Origin of the sequence: Luteibacter aegosomatis (assembly GCF_023078455.1) — a bacterium.
GTDB classification, from domain to species: Bacteria; Pseudomonadota; Gammaproteobacteria; order Xanthomonadales; family Rhodanobacteraceae; genus Luteibacter; species Luteibacter aegosomatis.
In genome coordinates this window covers 1,334,493-1,353,488 of record NZ_CP095740.1, presented here as the reverse complement: position 1 = coordinate 1,353,488, position 18,996 = coordinate 1,334,493, and the positions used below count along the sequence as shown (strand labels likewise).

Sequence of the window (18,996 nt, the reverse complement as noted above, 5' to 3'; positions counted from 1 at the left end):
TCGCATCGGCGAACCCGACAGCGCGAGCCCGTCCGGCTTACCGAGAGGGCAGCAACTGGTCCGCCTCGCTGACGTACGCCTTCTCCGCCTTCCGGTCCCATACGCACAATTCCCGCCCCGGCGCGTTCTTCATGTGCTTCTGCGGGTATCGCCCCGCCAGCACCAGGGCCGTGACCGGTACCCGATCGTCGTACTGGATGGGGCCGCCCACCGGCGCGGCCCCCTTCAGGCCGCTCGCCGCCACGCAGGCGTCGACCACCTTCTTGTCATAGGCCTTCCAGGCAGCCGGCGTCGACGCGGCCGCCCCGCCGGCCATGAACACGACGGCGACGCCAAGAAAACCTTTTGCAAACATCGTCTTTCCCATGAATCGGCCTCCTTGTGACGGGGCGCACACGGTAGCCCGGCATGCCTGAACCCCGGCGCACGTCACGCGCGTAACGGCTACAATCGACCCATGAGCAACCCCAATACCTTCGCAGGGCAATTCCTCATCGCGATGCCCTCCCTGGCCGAACCGCCGTTCGCGCGCGGCGTCGCGTTCCTGTGCCAGCACGGTGACGACGGCGCGGTCGGCTTGCTCATCAACCAGATCTCCGAATACCGCCTGGGCGACGTCCTCGCCCAGATGAAGCTGCATTGCGAAGACCCCGAGATCGCCGACTACCCCGTGCTCATCGGTGGACCGGTCCAGCAGGAGCGAGGCTTCGTGCTGCATCGCGAACACGGCAACTGGGACTCGAGCTACCGGGTCAACGAAGACTGGTCCGTGACCACGTCGCGCGACATCCTCGTCGCGATGGCGCGCGGCGACGGTCCCCGCCGCGCCGTGGTCACGCTCGGCTATTCCGGCTGGGACGCCGGGCAGCTCGAACAGGAAGTGATGGACAACGCCTGGCTCACCACCCAGGCCGACGAACGCATCGTCTTCGACACCCCGCTCGACGAACGCTGGGGCGCCGCCGCGCGTACGGCGGGCGTACGCGATCCGTCCCAACTCACCGGCTACGCCGGGCACGCCTGACCCGATGAGCTGCCTGTTCGGTTTCGATGTCGGCACGAAAATCGTCGGCGTCGCCGTCGGCAACCGCCTGACCGGCACGGCGAGGGCACTCGCCACGCTGGGCGTGCGCGACGGCGAACCCGACTGGCAAGCGCTCGATACGCTCCGCCGCGAATGGTTGCCCGAGACCCTCGTGGTCGGCTTGCCGCTCGACGACGACGGCAAGGAACAACCCATGTCGCGCACCGCGCGCCGCTTCGCCGAACGGCTGGGCGAGCGTTACGGCTTGCCTGTGGCGTTCTGCGACGAACGCATGACCTCCCAGGAAGCCGCCCGCCGTTTCGCGGCGGGACGCGCCGCCGGGACGCGCAAGCGCTCCGACGCCCAATCCATCGACGCCGAAGCCGCCGCCGTCATTCTCGAGTCGTATCTCGTCTCGTGAGCCCCACGTTTTCCATCCATCGCTTGAGGACGTCATGTCACACCGCCTGCGCCATCTGACCACCCTCGAGAACCTGCCGCGCGACACCATCGAACGCCTGCTCGATCGCGCCGAAAGCATGCGCGAAGCCACCGCGCACGGTACGCGAAAGCTCGACCTGCTCGCCGGCCGCACGGTGCTCAACCTGTTCTTCGAGCCGTCCACCCGCACGCGCACGTCGTTCGAGCTGGCCGCGCGCCGGCTCGGCGCCGACGTGATCAATTTCGACATCGGCCTGTCGTCGACCGCCAAGGGCGAAGAACTCTTCGACACCCTGCACACGCTCGAAGCCATGCATCTGGACACCATCGTGGTGCGCCACAAGGTGTCGGGAACGCCGGAAGAACTGGTCAAGCACGCCATGAGCGGCGTGTCGGTGGTGAACGCCGGCGACGGCAATCGCGCGCACCCCACGCAAGGCCTGCTCGACGCGCTCACCATCCGCAACCACCACGCGGACTTCCGCAAGCTCAAGGTCGCCATCTGCGGCGACGTGCGCCACTCGCGGGTGGCCCGTTCCGACGTGCACGTGCTGAATGCGCTCGGCGCCAAGGACATCCGCATCGTCGGCCCGGCCCCGCTCCTTCCCGCCGAGGGCGAACTCAAGGGCGTCACCTACCACGACGATTTCGACCGGGCCATCGAAGGTGTCGACGCCGTGATCATGCTGCGCCTTCAGAAAGAGCGCATGGCTGCCACCGATCTCCCCGACGAAGCCGCCTACTTCGAGCGCTACGGCCTCGACACGAAGCGCCTGGCCCGCGCCGCCAAGGGTTGCCTGGTGATGCATCCGGGCCCGATCAACCGCGGCATCGAGATCGCCCCCGAGGTGGCCGACGGCGCGCAGTCACGCATTCTCGAGCAGGTGGGCAACGGCGTGTTCGTGCGCATGGCCGTGCTGGCCGAAGTGATGGGCCGCTGACGGCAGGAATTTGCGCATCCGTATCCGGGGATGCGCTTTCCGCCGACGACGTTCCGGCATAATGGCCCCTCCAAGGGACCAACCTGAACAATGGGATACAAGATGCGACCGACGAAGCGACTTCTCGCACTCGGCGTCGCCAGCGTGCTGCTGGCGGCCTGCGGCCACAAGGACAAGGATGCACCGCTGGCTTTCGTGCCGGCCGATACGCCCTACGTATTCGCCAACCTCGACAAGCTCGACGACGGCGTCTACGACGCCATGATGATCCAGGCCGACGCCGAGCTTCCGGGCCAGGTGGCCCAGATGAAGTCGCTGGCACAGGACCTGGACACCAAGGGCAACGCGGATGGCGCCCGCCTGCTGCGCGCCGTCGCGGCCGAGTTCGACGGCAAGAAGGCCGAGGCCGCGGTCGATGCCATGGGCCTCGACGTCAAGAGCGGCACGGCCGTCTACGGCGTCGGCCTTTCGCCGGTCGTACGTATTTCCCTGGCCGACACCGCCAAGTGGGAGGCCTTCGTCGGCCGCCTCGAGACCGCCTACGGCAAGAAGCTCGAGACCGCGGATGCGGGTGGCCAGGCCTATCGCCACGTCGCCCTGTCCGACTCGGGCATCCAGGTCGTGATCGCCACCGTCGGCAAGCAGGCCGTGGCGGCCCTGCTGCCGGCCGATGCCGCGCAGCCGGCGATCCGACAGGCGCTGGGCGTCGACCGTCCCGAGAAGAGCCTCCAGGACGACGGTCGCCTCGCCGATCTCGCCAAGGAAAAGGACTACAAGAACTACGCCGTCGGCCAGGTCGACCTCACCCGCCTGCTGCCCTTGGTCGCCACGGGCAAGGACCCGCTTTTTGCGACCTTTCTCAAGCACCAGTCGCAGAAGACCGGCGAGCCGATCCCGCCGCTGCCGCCGTCATGCCAGGCCGAGGCCACCCGTATCGCCGCACGCGTGCCGTCGATCAGTTTCGGCTACACCCGCCTCGACCTGCACCACCAGGACCAGCGCATCGACGTGGCGCTCGCCGACGACATCACCAAGGCCTTCTCGGGCCTCAAGGTCGAGCTGCCCGGCCTGGGCGGCGAAGCCAAGGAGCCGTTCGACCTGAGTCTCGCGCTGCCGGTGGAACAGCTGCGCACGTTCTTCACCACGCAGTCCGAAGCCGTGGCCGCCAAGCCGTTCGAGTGCCCGGCCTTCACCGGCATGAACGACAGCTTCGCCAAGCTCGGCTCGACGATGCAGCAGGCGGCCATTCCGCCGTTCGGCGACATCCGCGGCGTGCGCATCATGCTCGACTCGTTCAAGCCGGCCGCCAGCGCCGCGCAGTTGCCCGCGATGACCGGTCGCGTGGTGATCGCCACGCGCAACCCGTCGGGCCTGCTGGCCATGGCCGGCGCCCTCACCGGCGGCGAACTGAAGGTGCCCAGCGACGGCAAGCCCGTGCCGCTGCCGCCGAACATCAGCGCCACCCTCGGCATGCCCACGTTCGCCGCCATGAACGGCCAGGCCATCGCCATCGGCCTGGGCGACGGCGAGGACAACAAGCTCGATGGCGCGCTGATGGGCGCCCTGGGCGACGCCGGTCGCATGGTTCGCCTGCACCTGAGCGGCGACATGTACCGCTCCTGGGTCGACGTGATGGCCGAGAAAGCGCAAACCTACGCGGCGGGCATGGCCGAAGCCGCCGGCGCCGACGACGCGCCGGCCGACCAGGCCGCGAACGCGGCGGCCGCCGAACGCTCGAAGCTGCAGTTCGACGCCATGAAGCAGCAAGCCTCGCGCGTGGTGCAGGTAGGCGGCGAAGCGCACGTCGACGAGAAGGGCCTCGTGTTCAGCGGTTCGGTCGAATACAGGTAACCGCTGCTCTTCCCTCGCTCCAAACGATCAGGGGCGCTCCTTCGGAGCGCCCCTTTTTTTCGTCAAGAAAGCGTCCTCGGCATGCAAAGCGCGAAGCTGAACGTTCCGGTTTCTTGCGCACGAACCGTTCACGGATGCGTTGTTTCCATAGCACCGCGATCCGGCAGCCCCGAGCCTCGTGGCGCCATTCGCCAGACCATTTCGTGTAAACCAAGGAGTTCACCCATGAACCATGCCAACCTCCGTAAGGCCCTGTTCGCTGCCGCCCTCGTTGCCGGTCTCGGCACGGCGCCGTTTGCGCAGGTGTATGCCCAGGACTCCGCCGCAGCTTCGTCGAAGGGCGACAACCAGACGGTCGCCGGCAAGGTCGACGACACCTGGATCACCACGAAGGTGAAGTCCGAGTTCGCCGCGAACAAGAGCGTGAAGGCCACCGACATCTCGGTGAGCACCACCGAAGGCGTCGTCACCCTGACGGGTACCGTCGCCACGGCGAAGGAGAAGAGCCACGCCGAGATGATCGCCAAGAAGATCAAGGGCGTGAAGAGCGTCGATGCAAGCGGCCTGACGGTATCTGCCGCCGCTAAGTAATCCGTCACGGCACGGATCTTGGGGGCGCCTTCGGGCGCCCTCTTTTTTTGTATCGCGATAGCCGGGGGAAAGACGCTGGGCCCCTGCCTTCGCAGGGGCGACGTGTCGTTGATCATTGCCCAAGGGGCCGCACGCTTTCCGGATTATCCTCACGTCGCCCCTGCGCAGGCAGGGGCCCAGCGTCTTTCGCCCCACACCGTCATCAACGCCGCAACACGCCGCCGTTGAACCCGTTGCGGTCGTCCGCCTTCTCGATTTCCACCCCTTCCAACCCCTGCGACAAGGTGTGCGCATCGCCGCCCTGGGCGAGCTTGATGCGCAGGCGCACCTCGTTGGTGCTGTCGGCGTGGCGCAGGGCATCCTCGTAGGAGATCTCGCCCGCGTGAAAGAGCTCAACGAGGCTCTGGTCGAACGTACGCATGCCGAGCTGGTTGGAGTCGCGCATCAGTTCCTTCAGCTTGTGCACCTCACCCTGGCGGATATAGTCCTGCGCCAGCGGCGTGCCGAGCAGCACTTCCACCGCCACGCGACGCGCCTTGCCGTCGGGCGTGGGAATCAGCTGCTGGGCCACGATGCCCTTCAGGTTCAGCGACAGGTCCATGAACAGCTGCTGGCGGCGGTCTTCCGGGAAGAAGTGCAGGATGCGGTCCAGCGCCTGGTTGGCGTTGTTCGCGTGCAGCGTGCACAGGCAGAGATGGCCCGTTTCGGAGAAGTTGATGGCGTGTTCCATCGTCTCGCGCGTGCGCACCTCGCCGATCATGATCACGTCGGGTGCCTGGCGCAGCGTGTTCTTCAGCGCGTTTTCCCAGCTGTCGGTATCGATGCCCAGCTCGCGCTGCGTGATGATGCAGCCCTCGTGGCGATGCACGTATTCGATCGGGTCTTCGATCGTGATGATGTGACCGGTGGAGTTCTGGTTGCGGTAGCCGATCATCGCGGCCAGCGAGGTCGACTTACCGGTGCCCGTGCCACCGACGAAGATGATGATGCCGCGCTTGGTCATCGCCAGCTGCTTGACGATGGGAGGCAGGCTCAGCTCGTCCACGGTGGGGATCTTCGACTCGATCCGGCGCAGCACCATGCCCACGCAATTGCGCTGGTAGAAACACGATACGCGGAAACGGCCGATGCCCGACGCGCTGATCGCGAACTGGCATTCGTGGGTCTTCTCGAACTCCTCGCGCTGCGCGGGCGTCATCACGTTGAGCACCATGTCGCGCGACTGCTGCGCGGACAGCGGGCTCTGCGTGATGGGCACGATGCGGCCCTGCACCTTCATCGAAGGCGCCACGCCGGCGGTGATGAACAGGTCCGACGCCTGCTTGTGCACCATCAGCTTGAGGAAGGAAGTGAAATCGAATTCGCTCATAGGGGGTGTCCGTAAGCCAGTCCCGGCGGCGCCGGGACTTCGTGAAGCGTAAACCGTCAGTAAGAGCCGTTTTGCTTACCGTTCCCAGCGACCATGGGCCGCGACTCACAGGCCCGCGGGGCCGACTACCGGAAACCTTCCTTGTTCTTGGCGTACATCGCGCCTTCCTGGCGCGTGATGAGGCCACGCTTGACCAGGTCGAGCAGGTTCTGGTCGAGCGTCTGCATGCCGTACTGCTGGCCGGTCTGGATGGCCGAGTACATCTGCGCCACCTTGTCTTCGCGGATGAGGTTACGAATGGCCGGGATGCCCACCATGATCTCGTGCGCCGCGATGCGCCCGCCGCCCACCTTCTTCAAAAGCGACTGCGAGATCACCGCGCGCAACGACTCGGAGAGCATGGAGCGGACCATGGGCTTCTCGCCCGCGGGGAACACGTCGATGATGCGGTCGATGGTCTTGGCCGCCGACGAGGTGTGCAGCGTGCCGAACACCAGGTGGCCGGTTTCCGCGGCGGTGAGCGCCAGGCGGATGGTTTCCAGGTCGCGCAACTCGCCCACGAGGATGTAGTCGGGATCTTCGCGCAACGCCGAACGCAGCGCCTCGTTGAAGCCATGGGTGTCGCGATGCACCTCGCGCTGGTTCACCAGGCACTTCTGCGAGGTATGCACGAATTCGATGGGGTCTTCCACGGTCAGCATGTGACCGTATTCGTTCTTGTTGATGTGGTCGACCATCGCCGCCAGCGTGGTCGACTTGCCCGAACCGGTGGGTCCCGTGACCAGGATCAGGCCCTGCGGCTGCTCGATCAGTTCGCGGAAGATGCGCGGGGCGCCCAGGTCTTCCAGGGTGAGCACCTCGGACGGAATGGTACGGAACACGCCGCCCGCGCCGCGGTTGTGGTTGAAGGCGTTGACGCGGAAGCGGGCCAGGCCGGGGATCTCGAAGGAGAAGTCGACCTCGAGGAACTCCTCGTAGTCGCGACGCTGCTTGTCCGACATGATGTCGTAGATCAGCGCATGGACCTGCTTGTGCTCCAGCGCGGGGATGTTGATGCGGCGCACGTCGCCGTCCACGCGGATCATCGGCGGAAGACCCGCGGAAAGGTGCAGGTCGGAGGCCTTGTTCTTCACGGAGAAGGCAAGGAGTTCGGCGATGTCCATCGGTGTCCCCTGTTCGTAAGGGCCATAGGTAAGCATGCCCGGGGGTCGGCGGCAAGGCGCAAGCCATATATGCTTCGGGGGTCTGTGAAAAGCGTCGCGAACGGAGCGGAAAACCCACATGAATCGGATCGCCTTCATCGGCGGCGGCAACATGGCCACGGCCCTCATCGCCGGGATGATCCGCCACGGCGCCCAGCCGGGCGGCATCGCCGTGGCCGAACCCCGCGCCGAAGCCCTCCAGGAGCTCTCCCGTGAGTACGGGGTGGCCACCTACACCGAAAACCTCGACGCCGCCGAGGGCGCGGGCATCCTCGTGCTGGCCGTCAAGCCGCAGATGCTGGCCAAGGTCTGCCAGGGCCTGCGCCCGGCGGTGCAGAAATACCGGCCCATGGTCATCTCCATCGCGGCGGGCATCCGCATCGCCCAGATCGAGCGCTGGTTCGACGCCGCCCTGCCGGTGGTGCGGTGCATGCCCAATACCCCGGCCATGTTCGGCGCGGGCGCCACCGGGCTCTACGCCAACGCCCGGGTCAGCGCGCCGCAGCGTGCCGAAGCCCAGCACGTGCTCGATGCCGCCGGCCTCACCGTGTGGGTGCCCGACGAAGACCAGATCGACATCGTCACGGCGGTGTCCGGCTCGGGGCCGGCCTATTTCTTCCTGATGGCCGAAGCCCTGGAGAATGCCGCTTTCGCCCAGGGCATGTCGCGTGAGACGGCTCGCGCCCTGGCCGCGCAGACCGCCATGGGTGCCGGGCGCATGCTCGTGGAGAGCGGCGAGACCGCCGCCACGCTGCGCCAGCGCGTGACCTCACCCAACGGCACCACCCAGGCCGCGCTGGAAAGCTTCCAGGCCGACCACTTCCCCGCCATCGTGGCGCGCGCCGTCGACGCGGCGCGCCGCCGTGGCGCCGAACTTTCCGAACAGATGGAATCGCACTCGTGAATTACCTGACCAACGCGCTCGACCTGATCCTCGGGGTCGTCTTCGGCGCCCTCGTCACCCTGTTCGTGCTGCGCCTGCTCGCCGAGGCCTTCCGCGCGGACTTCCACAACCCGATCTGCCAGTTCCTCTACCGCTTCACCAACCCGGTGCTGCGCCCGCTGCGCAAGGTGCTGCCGACGGTACGCCGGGTGAACACCGGCGCGCTGCTCATCGTGGTGGTGCTGGAATGCCTCAAGTGGCTGGTGCGCGCCGCGCTGGCCGGGGTGATGCCCTCGCCGGTAGGCCTGGTGATCGTCGGCATCGCCGACACGCTCGACTTCTTCCTGCTCACATGGATCGTGCTGGTGTTCGCCTGGTCGTTGATGAGCATGTTCGCCACCGACCGCTACCACCCCGTCGCACGCCTGATCTCCAGCCTGGCCGAGCCGCTGGTACGGCCGCTGCGCGGACGGATGAACCTGGGCGGGCTGGATTTCTCGCCGACCGTGGTGCTGCTGGGGTTGTTCCTGGCGCGCATCCTGGTGGCACGTCCGCTTCAGGACCTCGGTCTGCGGATGTTCCTGGGAGGGTGAGCCGGCTGCCGCCGGCTTTCGCCGATACGATCGGCTCCCACCCCTTCGGTAGCAAGGCTACCGAAGACCAGCTACCGAAGGGGTGGGAGCCGATCGTATCGGCGAAAAGCCAACGGAGCGGTAAAGCGGTTATCGCCCGCCCACGCGCCGCGCATCCGTCACGTTCGGCAACGCCATCAGCCGCCCCAGCAACGTCGACAACTGCTCGTAGTCCCTCACCCGCAGTGTAAAGCGCATCTCCACCTCGCCCGTGCGCACGTGCACGCGGCTCGACGACGCCACGATGTGCGGCCCCACGTTGCTGATGGTGGTGGCGACGTCTTTCTGCAGACCCTTGCGATCGTAGCCGCGCAGTTCGACGTCCACCTCGTAGTTCTGCACGTCCACCCTGCCCCAGCTCACGTCGATCACGCGGTCGGGATCCTTGCGGGCCAGGCGCGACAGCGAGGCGCAGTCGGCGCGATGCACCGATACGCCGCGGCCGCGGGTGATGAAGCCGCGTACCGGATCGCCCGGCAGCGGCTGGCAGCAGCGTGCCAGCGTCGTGAGCAGGTTGCCGATGCCTTCGATCGACAGCGCGCCGCGATCGTGCTGCGCGCCTCGCGACGCCACCGGCGCGGCCGACTGCGTGATCTCCGGTTCCGCCGGCTCCTGGAGCGCGCGCGCGACCTGGCCCAGCGTGACCTCGCCCAGCGCCACGGTGATGTAGAGCTCGTCGACGCTCTTGAGGCGGAACGCGCCCGCGAGCTTTTGCAGGTCGACGTCGTCCAGTGCCAGGCGACGCAGTTCCTTCTCCAGCGCGAGCTTGCCCGCCGCGACGTTGGCGTCGTGCGCTTCGCGCCGGAACCACGAGCGCACTTTCTCCTTCGCACGCGTGGTGTTGAGGTAACCATGGTGCGACGAGAGCCAGTCGCGGCTGGGCTCGGACACCTTCGTGGTGAGGATTTCCACGCGATCGCCGCTGCGCGGCGCGGTGGTGAGCGGCACGATGCGCCCGTTGAGCTTGGCGCCCCGGCAGCGGTGTCCCACCTCGGTGTGGATGTGATACGCGAAATCGAGCACCGTGGCACCGCGCGGCATGTCGATCACCTCGCCCTTGGGCGACAGCACGTACACGCGGTCTTCCATCAGCTCGGTGGCGAAGCCCGCGGCGAGGTCGGCGTCGTCCTCGCCTTCGCCGCGCGGTTCGAGCAGCTTGCGCATCCAGGCGATCTTCGCCTCGAATTCCGCATCGGCGCCGCCGCCTTCCTTGTAACGCCAGTGCGCCGCCACGCCCAGCTCGTTGGCGCGATGCATCTCGTGCGTGCGGATCTGCACCTCGAGCGTCTTGCCCTCGGGGCCTAACACGGCGGTGTGCAGCGAACGGTAACCGTTGCCCTTGGGCCGTGCCACGTAATCGTCGAACTCGCCCGGCAGGTGCGGCCACAGGCTGTGCACCAACCCGAGCGCGGCATAGCAGTCGGCCACCGAGTCGACCAGGATGCGCACCGCGCGGATGTCGTACAGATCGGAGAATTCCAGGCCCTTTTTCTTCATCTTCTTCCAGATGGAGAAGATGTGCTTGGGGCGGCCCGCGAGATCGGCACGGATGCCCGCATCGTCGAGCACGTGGCGCAACTGGTCGAGGCTGGACGCGATGAAGCTTTCGCGATCGGCGCGACGCTCATCGAGCAGGCGCGCGATGCGGCGGTAGGTGTCCGGTTCGAGGTAGCGGAAAGCGAGGTCTTCCAACTCCCACTTGAGCTGCCAGATACCCAGCCGGTTGGCGAGCGGCGCGTGGATGTCGGAGGTGAGCTGGGCCAGTTCGCGGCGCTCGTGGTCGGGCAGCGCCATGGCCGTGCGCATCGCCGCCAACTGGCGCGCGAGCAGCACGAAGACGACGCGCAGGTCGCGGATGATCGCCAGCAGCAGGCGGCGCAGCCCTTCGGCACCGCTCGTCCTGCCACGCTGCGCGTGCAGGGCCCAGACCTTCTCGGCCTCGCCCTGGCCGTCGACGAGCCGTCGCAGCGAGGCGGGCCAGGCGGCGACCGCTTCGTCCGCCGCGCCGGGCATGCCGCGCATCAACGAGAACCACAGCGCCGACGCGCAGGTCTCGTCGTCGCAGCCCAGCAGGCGAAGCAGTTCGATGATGGTCTCGCCTTCCGCCCGCGCCGCGGCCGGCAACGGCGCACACGCCTCGCGTGCCCGCTCGGTGAGCGGCATCGCCAGGGGGCGTGCATCGTCTTTCGCCGTCTTCATCGGGTTGCCGCCTCGGCCATCTCCAGTGCGCGCGCCAGCCGCTTGGCCGATACCGGCTCGGCGGTCTTCAGTTCCTGCGCGAACAACGATACACGCCATTCTTCCAGCAGCCAGCGCAGTTCGCTCCATGCGACGGCATCCCATGCCGTGCCACCGCCATTGAGCAGCGCGCGCCAGTAGGGCAGCACCTGGAGCATGCGCGACTGGTCGCGCGCCGGATCCTGGCGCAAGCGTTCGCCGCGCAGGCGCATCGCCTTGAGATAGCGCGGGAAATGGGCCAGGCGGGAAACGGGCAGCTCGCGAAGGAAGCCGGGCTGGAGCAGCGCGGCCAGCTGCTCGCGAAGGTCGTCGTAACTCGCCTTGGCGAAACCCATCAGCGGCGGGTCCATCCAGGGTTTCAATTCGGCCTGTGCCTCGATGATCGGTTCGGCCAGCTTCTGCCGCTCCATCGCCGCGCCGAACAGCTCGCGGCCGAAATCGACGCGCAGGGTTTCGAATTCGCCCTGCGTGCGGGCATCGAGGCGGTGCTTCGCGAGCAGGTCGTCGAAGCCGCCTTCGACGAGGTCGTCGCGAAGGCCGTCGATGCTGCCCAGCGGAGCGTATTTCAGCGAAAGGGCGTTGTTGATCGGCAACTGTCGACGCGCGCGCTTGATCTCGGAGCCCAGGGCCTGGCGAAGCAGGCGCTCCACGCCGCCCACATGGGCTTCGGCGGCCTCGTCGGCGCGTTCGAACACGCGCAAGGCCACGGCCTCGCCGAGGTCGACCAGTGCCGGATAGGCCTTGAGGCCGCCCTCGGAACGTACTTCCTTCGGGATGGACTCGAAGTCCCACGTGGCGATGTCTTCGCGCGTGAGCTCGATGTCGGTCTTGCGCGAGAAGGCCTCGCGCGCCTTGCCTTCCCAGCGCGCACGGATGGCGGCGAGGTCGCGGTCTTCGGCCACCGTGCGGCCGTTCTCGTCGTGCACGCGGAAACGCATGAGCAGGTGCGGGGGCAATTCCGCATCCGCGAACGCGGACGCGTCGACGTCGACGCCCGTGGTGCGCTTCAGGAACGCCGCCAAGGCTTTCGCCAGCGGCTCGTCACGCGGCGTTTCGGCTTCGGCAAAGGCACGGGCGAAGTCCGGTGCGGGTACGAAGTTGCGGCGCAGGGCCTTGGGCAGGCCACGGATCAGCTCGGCCACCTTGTCCACCAGCAGGCCGCCGACCAGCCATTCGCCGCGCGCCGCGGGCAAGGCGTTGAGGAAGGCCAGCGGCACGTGGATGGTGACGCCGTCGGCCGGATCGCCGGGCACGAAACGGTATTCGAGCCGGTAACGGTGCTGTCCGATGTCCAGCGAGGCGGGGAAAGCCTTCGGATCCAGGCCAGCGCCGGTGTCCATGACGTCGGCCAGCGTCCAGCGCAGCGCCGCCTGCTCGGCCGGTGCCGCCTTGCGGTACCAGGCGTCCAGCGCACGCGTGTCGGCGATGGATTCGGGCAGCTTGCCGTCGAAGAATTCGGCCAGGGCCTCGTCCGAGCGAAGCAGGCCGGCGCGGCGCTGCTTGGCCTCGATGTCGTGGGCCTGTTCGAGCACGCGCGCGTTGGCGCGCACGAAATCAGCGCGGCTGTCGAGATCGGCGCGCACCAGCGCTTCGCGCACGAAGATCTCGTGGGCGAGCTTCGGATCCTGCCGCTGGAAGGTCACAGGCCGGCGTTCCACCAGCACCAGGCCGAACAGGGTGACCTGCTCGTAGGCGACGACGGTGCCGCGCTTGCGCGACCAGTGCGGATCGCGCGCGGTGGAGCGCACCAGGTGCGCCGCCTGCGATTCGACCCACGCGGGATCGACGCGCGCGCACATCATCGCCCACACGCGGCCACCGATGTCGAGGATCTGCGCGGCGAAGATCCAGGCCGGCGGCGCTTTCGCCAGCGCGGAGCCGGGGAACACCTGGAAGCGCCGCTCGCGGGTACCGCGATAGACGCCCTTCTCGTCCTTGTGGCCGATCTGTGTCGGCAGGCCGGCGAGCAGGCTGCGATGGATGGCTTCGAAGAGCGCGTCGCCGTCGGGCACGGTGGCGGGAACGGCCGAGGTGGGCCGGGTTCTTGCCGAATCGCCCGGGGCTGGGTGGGAGCGGCCCCTGTCCGCGATTCGGGTGGAGCTACGCCGCCCATCGCGGACAGGGGCCGCTCCCACCGAAGCGGATTCGCCGCCTTTGGTCTCCCAACCCAGGTCCCGCGTCACCAGCACCAGCTGCCGGTGGAGCTCCCGCCACTCGCGCATGCGCATGAAGCTCAGGAAATGCCGTGAGCACCAGTCGCGCAGCTTCGACGAGGTCAGTTCTTCCGCGGCGGCCAGGTAGGCCTTCCACAGATTGACCACGCCGACGAAGTCCGACTTGGGGTCGGCGAACTGCGCATGCGCCGCATCGGCCTGCCCGCGTGCCTCCGGCGGCCGCTCGCGCGGGTCCTGGATGCTGAGGAAGGCCACGATGGTCGTGAGGTCGGCGAGGCTGCCCAGGCGGCGAGCTTCCACCAGCATGCGCGCCAGCTGCACGTCGATGGGCAGGCGCGCCACCGTGCGGCCCACCTCGGTGAGACGGCGGTCCTCGTCGATGGCGCCGATCTCGGCGAGGCGGCGGTAACCGTCCGCCACCACGCGCGGATCGGGTGCCTCGAGGAACGGGAAGTCGTCCACTTCGCCGAGGTCGAGCGCGAGCATGCGCAGGATGACGTTGGCGAGCGAGGAGCGCAGCAGTTCCGGATCGGTGTACTCCGGGCGCAGCGCGAAGTCCGCCTCGTCGAAGAGGCGATAGCAAATACCCGGCCCGATGCGTCCGCAACGGCCTTTGCGCTGGTTGGCGGCCGCCTGCGAGATGGGCTCGACGTGCAGGCGCTCGAGCTGTCCCCGCTGGCTGTAGCGTTTCACGCGCGCCGTGCCCGGGTCGATCACGTAGCGGATGCGCGGCACCGTGAGCGAGGTTTCGGCCACGTTGGTGGCGAGCACGATCCGGCGTTTCGGGCCGGGACGGAATACGCGATCCTGCTCGTTGGCGGACAGGCGCGCGTAGAGCGCCAGCACCTCGGTCTCACGGTAGGTCTTTCGCGAAAGCAGCAGGTGCGTGTCGCGGATCTCGCGCTCGCCGGGCAGGAACACCAGCACGTCGCCGCGAGGGTCCTCGCGGGTGATCTCGTCCATGGTGTCGGCGATCTGCTGGGCGAGGTTGCCCTCGCCGCGCTCGCCCGGAGGCCGGTAGCGCACTTCCACCGGATAGGTGCGTCCTTCCACCGCCACCACGGGCGCGCCGCCGAAATGCTCGGCGAAGCGTTCGGTGTCGATGGTGGCCGACGTGACGATGATCTTGAGGTCGGGCCGGCGCTGGGCCAGGCGCTTGAGGTAACCCAGCAGGAAATCGATGTTGAGGCTGCGTTCGTGGGCCTCGTCGATGATGATCGTGTCGTAGGCCGACAGCCAGGGATCGGACTGCGTCTCGGCCAGCAGGATGCCGTCGGTCATGAACTTGACCAGCGCCTGGTCGGATACCTTCTCGGTGAAGCGCACCTGGAAGCCGACCTTGTCGCCCACCGGCGTGCCCAGCTCCTCGGCGACGCGGGTCGCCACCGAGCGGGCAGCCAGCCGGCGCGGCTGGGTGCAGCCGATGAGCCCGGCCTCGCCGCGGCCGGCGGCCAGGCACAGCTTGGGCAACTGGGTGGTCTTGCCCGAGCCGGTCTCGCCGGCGATCACCACCACCTGGTGGTCGCGGATGAGCTTGACGATGTCGTCGGCCCGGGCGGCGATGGGCAGCGCGGCGTCGACGCTGATGGCGGGCTTGGACGCGGCCCGCGCCGCGCGGCGTGCCATCGAGGCGGAGATATCCGCGCCGAGGGCGTCGATCCGGGCCGCGTCGGGCTTGCGGGAGAGTCCGCGCCAGCGGCCCAGCAGGCGCCCGTAATCGCGGCTGGCCACCCGGGACAGGGCGTCGCGCAGCTCTTTCAGGCGCGAATCGGACGGAATGGGGCGGGAGGGACTTGTCGAGGTACTCATGGGAAGGCAAATAATAGCGTGCACCTATCGACGAGATCAGAAACGTGCATTTCAAATGCAAAGGTTCGCTCGTTAAAATTTCCCCCTGAACCGCAAACCTGGAGAGTCGCACGATGGCCAAGGCTAAAGAAATCGATATCGGCATTGCCAAGAAAGATCGCGAAGCCGCCGCCAAGGAGCTGTCCAAGCTTCTCGCCGACACCTTCACGCTGTACCTGAAGACCCACAAGTTCCACTGGAACGTGACCGGTCCGCACTTCAACAGCCTGCACACCATGTTCGAGACCCAGTACAACGAACTGTGGCTGGCGGTGGACGAGGTGGCCGAGCGCATCCGCATCCTCGACGTCACCGCGGCGGGCTCCTACGCCGAGTTCAGCAAGCTCACCAAGATCAAGGAAGAAGCCGGCGTGCCGAACTGGTCCGACATGGTCGCCCAGCTGGTCGACGGCCACGACGAGGCCGCCGCCACGTCGCGCGAAGTGATCAAGGTGGCCGAGAAGGTCGGTGACGAAGGCACCGCCGACATGGTCACGGGCCGCCTGAAGGCCCACGAGAAGACCGCCTGGATGCTTCGCTCGCTGTTGAAGTGAGCGGCGGGCGTTAGGAATAAGTGAAGCACTGATGGCTCCCGATGGTGGGAGCGGACCCGGTCCGCGAACCCTCAAGCCGTCTATCACGAATGAGGCCATGTGGTGATCGGGCGAGCGGTAAAAGCCCGCCCAGTCCCCGCATGGCCTCGTTCGTACCAAGGTAAGCCCGAGGGTTCGCGGACAGGGTCCGCTCCCACCGTCTTCGGGGGCGAATGACCCGGTCTCAACTGAGTTCAGCCTGACCGACGGGCCATCTCGCCGTTGAGCCATCCCTCACCGTTCGTTAAGCTCCCCCGGTTACCTCATTGACGCCATGCGGGGGCCGACCGGTCCGGGGATTGTTTTGAGCGCTGTTACCACGACCGAAAAAAGCCACCCGATCCTCGCCGCGCTGATCCTCGCGATCGTCGTCGCCGCGCTGAACGTCGGCCTGTGGTTCGTCGCCAACCTGCCCAACGGCCCGGAAGACTGGAAGGCGCCGATCCCCGGCTTCGCCTTCACCGCCTACCAGCGCTACCAGAACCCGATCAAGGGCGACGTCTCCACCGACTCGGAAATCGACGCCGACCTGCGCCTGGTGAAGAAATACTCGCCACGCATCCGCACCTATTCGGTGCTGGAAAACCCGCAGACGATCCGGCTGGCCGACAAGGAAGGCCTCGACGTCATGGCTGGCGCCAACATCGACACGCGCCTGGAAAACAACGAGCGCGAGATCGAGGCGCTGATCGCGCAGGCCCACCGCTACCCCAAGACCGTCAGCCGCCTCATCGTCGGCAACGAGACCCTGTTCCGCAACGACCTCAAGCCCGAGCAGATGATGGCCTACCTCGACCGCGTGCGCGCGGCCGTGCGGCAGCCGGTATCCATCGCCGAGCCGTTCCACATCTGGCTGCAGAATCCGGAACTGGTCGACCACGTCGACTTCATCACCGTCCACCTGTTCCCCTACTGGAACGGTATCGAGGCGCGCGCCGGCGTCGCCGATTCGATCGAGAGCTACAAGGCCCTGCGCGCACGTTTCCCCGGCAAGCACATCGCCATCGGCGAAATCGGCTGGCCTTCCAACGGCGACCGCTTCAAGTACGCCTATCCCAGCGTATCGAACGAGGCGATCTTCCTTCGCACGTTCTTCAACCAGGCCAAGCTCAACGGCATCGACGACTACTACGTCCTCGAAGCCATCGACCAGCCGTGGAAGGAAAACCTCGGCGAGGGCCGCACGGGTGCCTACTGGGGCATGTTCAACGCCGACCGCCAGCTGAAGTTCCCCTTCACCGGCCCGGTCACGGAGGACGTGAGCTGGCCATGGAAGGCGCTGGCCGCCTCGCTGCTGGCCTTCGCGCCGATGGTCTGGTTCGGCAGCCGCTTCCGCCGCTTCAAGCTCACCGGCCGCCTGTTCTTCATGGGCCTGGTCCAGCTGGCCTGCGGCCTGATCGTCTGGTCGGCCACCCTGCCCTTCAATTTCTACCTGAGCCCGTTCGACTGGGCGATGCTGATCCTGCTGTTCCCGGCGCAGGTGGCGATCCTGGGCATCCTGCTCATCAACGGCTTCGAATTCACCGAGGTGCTCTGGCGACGCAGCTGGATCCGCCACGCCGGCATGCTGCCGCCCGATCCGGTGGAGAAGCAGCCCTTCGTGTCCATCCACCTGGCCTGCCACAACGAGCCGCCCGAGATGGTGCAGGTCACCCTCGATTCGCTGGCCCGCCTCGACTACGAGAACTTCGAGGTGCTGGTGCTGGACAACAACACCAAGGACCCGGCCGTCTGGAAGCCGGTCGAGGAATATTGCGCCAAGCTGGGCCCGAAGTTCCGCTTCTTCCACCTCGAACCCTGGCCGGGCTACAAGGCCGGTGCGCTCAACTTCGGCCTTACCGCCACCGACGAACGTGCCGAGGTGGTGGCGGTCATCGACGCCGACTACGAGGTGCGTGAAGACTGGCTCTCCACGCTCACCGGCTACTTCCACGACGCCAAGGTGGCCGTGGTGCAATGCCCGCAGGCCCATCGCGATTTCGAGAAGAACCGTTTCCGCCGCATGACGGCCTGGGAATATGACGGCTTCTTCCGCATCGGCATGCACCATCGCAACGAGCGCAACGCCATCATCCAGCACGGCACCATGACCATGGTGCGCCGCTCGGCGCTGGAGGGCACCGGCGGCTGGTCGGAATGGACCATCTGCGAGGATGCCGAACTCGGCCTGCGCCTCATGCACGCCGGCTACGAGCTGGTCTACGTCGACGAGCTGATGGGCAAGGGCCTCACGCCCGCCGATTTCAAGGCATACAAGAGCCAGCGCTACCGCTGGGCCTTCGGCGCGATGCAGATCCTCAAGGGCCGCTGGCACTGGATGACCCGCAAGGGGCCGCTTTCCGCCGGACAGCGCTTCCATTTCCTCACCGGCTGGTTCTCCTGGTTCGCCGACGCGCTGCACTACGTGTTCACGATGATGGGCCTGCTGTGGACCGCCGGCATGATCTACGCGCCGGACTACTTCAACCTGCCCATGCAGTTGTTCCTGATCCCCGTGATCGGATTCTTCTTCGCCAAGGCGATCTTCGGCGTGGTGTTGTATCGCGCCCGCGTGCCGTGCGGCTGGTACGACACGATCATGGCCTCGGTGGCGAGCATGGGCCTCTCGCACGCCATCGCGCGCGGCATCCTGCACGGGCTCACCCGCGAGAAGACGGCCTTCGTCGTCACCGCGAAGAGCCGTCGCATGGGCGGCAGCAGTTTCGCCGCGTTCGCGCCGGTGCGTGAGGAAGTGCTCATGGCGGTCGCCCTGTTGCTGGCGATCATCGGCATGGGCATGCACTACGGCACGCAGTACGTCGAGAGCACGTTGTGGATGTTCATCCTGGCCGCGCAGTCCATCCCGTACGTGTCGGCGATGATCGGCGCGTGGATCGCGTTCCGGTCGGGAGACGAGGCGGGCTGATTTTCGGCAACCTGGTGAAGACGCTGGGTTCCTGCCTGTGCAGGAACGACGTGAGGTATTTTCACGCGCGCCGACGAAACCCCTCGCTCGTCGTTCCTGCGCAGGCAGGAACCCAGCGCCTTGCGCCCGGACAGGCGACGACATCCCATCGGCTTTCCATTCAGCTTCATCAACACCCCTCTATCGACACCCCAACCTGACACGCGGTAACGTAGCCCCGACACACACTTGGGGAGCGTCCGGACACGATCCCCTCAAGCGGCCGTGTCGCGCGCACGGCCTTGGATCACGAACGGAAGGACGC

At 67.0% G+C, this 18,996-nt stretch carries 14 protein-coding genes; 9 read left to right on the top strand and 5 right to left on the bottom strand.

All coding sequences use genetic code 11. The annotated features are described in order from the left end of the window. Positions 1-37: 37 nt before the first annotated feature. Positions 38-367 carry a hypothetical protein gene (locus tag L2Y94_RS06230; RefSeq protein WP_247373796.1) on the bottom strand — a complete coding sequence of 110 codons (330 nt, stop codon included), beginning with the start codon at positions 365-367 and terminating at the stop codon, positions 38-40. Positions 368-457: 90 nt separating this feature from the next. Here L2Y94_RS06230 and L2Y94_RS06225 point away from each other — a divergent pair, with 90 nt between their 5' ends. The 5 genes from L2Y94_RS06225 to L2Y94_RS06205 all read left to right on the top strand — a co-directional run bounded on the left by L2Y94_RS06225 (position 458) and on the right by L2Y94_RS06205 (position 4,848). Then, positions 458-1,024 (top strand): YqgE/AlgH family protein, encoded by a 567-nt coding sequence (locus tag L2Y94_RS06225; protein WP_144911290.1) that lies wholly within the window; start codon positions 458-460, stop codon positions 1,022-1,024. 4 nt (positions 1,025-1,028) lie between these two features. Further along, positions 1,029-1,445 carry a Holliday junction resolvase RuvX gene (gene ruvX, locus L2Y94_RS06220; protein ID WP_247373794.1) on the top strand — a complete coding sequence of 139 codons (417 nt, stop codon included), beginning with the start codon at positions 1,029-1,031 and terminating at the stop codon, positions 1,443-1,445. Between the two features lie 34 nt (positions 1,446-1,479). Continuing rightward, positions 1,480-2,406 carry an aspartate carbamoyltransferase catalytic subunit gene (locus L2Y94_RS06215; RefSeq protein ID WP_247373792.1) on the top strand — a complete coding sequence of 309 codons (927 nt, stop codon included), beginning with the start codon at positions 1,480-1,482 and terminating at the stop codon, positions 2,404-2,406. A 102-nt stretch (positions 2,407-2,508) separates the two neighbouring features. Further along, positions 2,509-4,257: a hypothetical protein gene (locus tag L2Y94_RS06210; protein ID WP_247373790.1), complete on the top strand. Its 1,749-nt coding sequence runs from the start codon at positions 2,509-2,511 to the stop codon at positions 4,255-4,257. A gap of 225 nt (positions 4,258-4,482) precedes the next feature. Continuing rightward, positions 4,483-4,848, top strand: coding sequence for a BON domain-containing protein (locus L2Y94_RS06205; protein ID WP_247373789.1), 366 nt, complete (start codon positions 4,483-4,485; stop codon positions 4,846-4,848). Between the two features lie 202 nt (positions 4,849-5,050). Here the strand turns inward: L2Y94_RS06205 and L2Y94_RS06200 are convergent, their stop codons facing one another. Beyond that, positions 5,051-6,217, bottom strand: a complete 1,167-nt coding sequence (locus L2Y94_RS06200; RefSeq protein ID WP_247373787.1) for a PilT/PilU family type 4a pilus ATPase — start codon at positions 6,215-6,217, stop codon at positions 5,051-5,053. Positions 6,218-6,342: 125 nt separating this feature from the next. After that, a complete protein-coding gene (locus L2Y94_RS06195) occupies positions 6,343-7,380 on the bottom strand; it encodes a type IV pilus twitching motility protein PilT (RefSeq protein ID WP_247373786.1) in 1,038 nt (345 codons plus the stop codon). 118 nt (positions 7,381-7,498) lie between these two features. On the opposite strand from L2Y94_RS06195, the gene proC reads away from it, so the two are divergent. Continuing rightward, a complete protein-coding gene (proC, locus tag L2Y94_RS06190; RefSeq protein WP_247373784.1) occupies positions 7,499-8,323 on the top strand; it encodes a pyrroline-5-carboxylate reductase in 825 nt (274 codons plus the stop codon). Further along, positions 8,320-8,895 (top strand): YggT family protein, encoded by a 576-nt coding sequence (locus L2Y94_RS06185; protein WP_247373782.1) that lies wholly within the window; start codon positions 8,320-8,322, stop codon positions 8,893-8,895. Before proC ends, L2Y94_RS06185 begins: the two co-directional genes overlap by 4 nt. Positions 8,896-9,024: 129 nt before the next feature. Here the strand turns inward: L2Y94_RS06185 and L2Y94_RS06180 are convergent, their stop codons facing one another. Together L2Y94_RS06180 and hrpA are read right to left on the bottom strand one after the other, a co-directional pair. Beyond that, positions 9,025-11,133 carry a RelA/SpoT family protein gene (locus L2Y94_RS06180; RefSeq protein WP_247373780.1) on the bottom strand — a complete coding sequence of 703 codons (2,109 nt, stop codon included), beginning with the start codon at positions 11,131-11,133 and terminating at the stop codon, positions 9,025-9,027. Beyond that, positions 11,130-15,155, bottom strand: coding sequence for an ATP-dependent RNA helicase HrpA (gene hrpA, locus L2Y94_RS06175; RefSeq protein WP_247373778.1), 4,026 nt, complete (start codon positions 15,153-15,155; stop codon positions 11,130-11,132). Before hrpA ends, L2Y94_RS06180 begins: the two co-directional genes overlap by 4 nt. Before the next feature lie 113 nt (positions 15,156-15,268). Here hrpA and L2Y94_RS06170 point away from each other — a divergent pair, with 113 nt between their 5' ends. Next, on the top strand, positions 15,269-15,748 hold the full coding sequence (locus tag L2Y94_RS06170; protein ID WP_247373777.1) for a Dps family protein: 480 nt from the start codon (positions 15,269-15,271) through the stop codon (positions 15,746-15,748). A gap of 343 nt (positions 15,749-16,091) precedes the next feature. Then, entirely contained in the window at positions 16,092-18,692 is a 2,601-nt protein-coding gene (locus L2Y94_RS06165; RefSeq protein ID WP_247373776.1) for a glycosyltransferase, read from the top strand. The last annotated feature ends 304 nt before the right edge of the window (positions 18,693-18,996 follow it).